Raw genomic sequence first — 1,628 nt, forward strand, 5'->3', positions numbered from 1 at the left:
ATCTACATCTGTTGCTGGCGGCCTGCGGCTCTGGGCAACAATATGATTTTTAGCGGTGTTCACGGCAATTCGGTACAACCATGTATAGAAAGCACTCTCACCACGAAAGTTAGGTATCGCGCGGTAAGCTTTAATAAAAGCTTCTTGTGCTACATCAGGTACATCACCGGAATTATTCACGTATCGAGAGATAAGATTACAAACTTTGTTTTGATACTTAACCACTAATAAGTTAAATGCCTGCTTATCTCCACTCTGAACTCGCTCAATCAACACTTGATCGGTTAGCTGCTCGTTCATTCGAGCGGGTACTCCTATTGTTATAACCCTTACCTTCACAGATATGGGTACTAATTATGCGAAATGTAGTATTGACACCACCGTCTACAAGAGCACTATTGTGACTAAGCCAAATACCGAAAGTTCCAACTTTCCTAAAATTATTTGCCATTATTGTTTCACAATGTGATGTAATAAAAATAGTTATCCCTATCAATTTGGGGAAACTTGAGCAAAAGCAATGGTATTGAGCAATTAAATATTTCTAGATAGCTGTCTATATATTGATTTTGTGTCGTGTTTTAGGATGACTAGGGAAAGATTATAACAGTCTTACCCAAACTCCTAAAACAAGACGAAGTCAATTGAGCATGGACAACTCGACTATAGCCCGGGATTTAATAAGTTTTATGAACGCAAACCGTGAACATCAGTGTGATGTATTAGTGGTAGGAAGTGGTGCGGCAGGCTTGTCATTAGCCTTACGCGTAGCAGAACATGCAAAAGTAATTGTATTAAGCAAAGGACCACGCAGCGAAGGATCGACGTATTACGCACAAGGTGGTATTGCGGCGGTGTTCGATGAATCGGACAGTATTGAGTCTCATGTAGAAGATACTCAAATTGCTGGGGCTGGGTTATGCGAAGAAGATACAGTTCAATTCATTGCTGAAAATGCTAAAGAGTGTGTGCAATGGCTGATTGATGGTGGTGTTCCATTTGATAAAGATGAGAACAGCACAGAAGGCCAACCAAAATATCACCTCACTCGTGAGGGCGGCCACAGTCACCGCAGAATTCTGCACGCTGCCGATGCAACTGGCATGGCGATGCAAACCTCACTGCAAGATAACGTCAAGAATCACCCAAATATCGAGATCTTCGAGCGTCACAATGCGCTGGATTTAATCACCGAAGATAAGATAGGTGGTTCGAAAGACAAGGTTATCGGTGCCTACATTTGGAACCGTAACCAAGAGCACGTTGAAACCGTGCGCGCTAAATTTGTTGTATTAGCAACAGGCGGCGCTTCAAAGGTTTACCAATACACCTCTAACCCAGATGTCTCTTCAGGTGATGGTATTGCTATCGCTTGGCGTGCGGGTTGTCGTGTGGCAAACCTTGAGTTCAATCAGTTCCACCCGACTTGCTTATTCCACCCAGAAGCGCGTAACTTCCTACTAACGGAAGCATTGCGTGGTGAAGGTGCCTACCTGCGTCGTCCAGACGGTTCTCGCTTTATGAAGGACTTCGATGAGCGCGGTGAACTGGCTCCGCGTGATGTGGTTGCTCGTGCGATTGACTTTGAAATGAAGCGCTTAGGTGCTGACTGCATGTATGTTGATATC

At 44.0% G+C, this 1,628-nt stretch carries 2 protein-coding genes; one reads left to right on the top strand and one right to left on the bottom strand.

The features are described from left to right. The coding region (locus AB4496_RS27735) for a sigma-70 family RNA polymerase sigma factor (protein WP_372133224.1) at positions 1-300 on the bottom strand (300 nt) is incomplete at its 3' end. Between the two features lie 389 nt (positions 301-689). Between AB4496_RS27735 and AB4496_RS27740 the strand changes: the two genes are divergently transcribed. Further along, positions 690-1,628 (top strand): FAD-dependent oxidoreductase (locus tag AB4496_RS27740; RefSeq protein ID WP_372133227.1); only part of this gene is annotated, 939 nt, incomplete at its 3' end.

Source organism: Vibrio sp. 10N.222.46.A1 (assembly GCF_041473595.1).
GTDB classification, from domain to species: Bacteria; Pseudomonadota; Gammaproteobacteria; order Enterobacterales; family Vibrionaceae; genus Vibrio; species Vibrio tasmaniensis_A.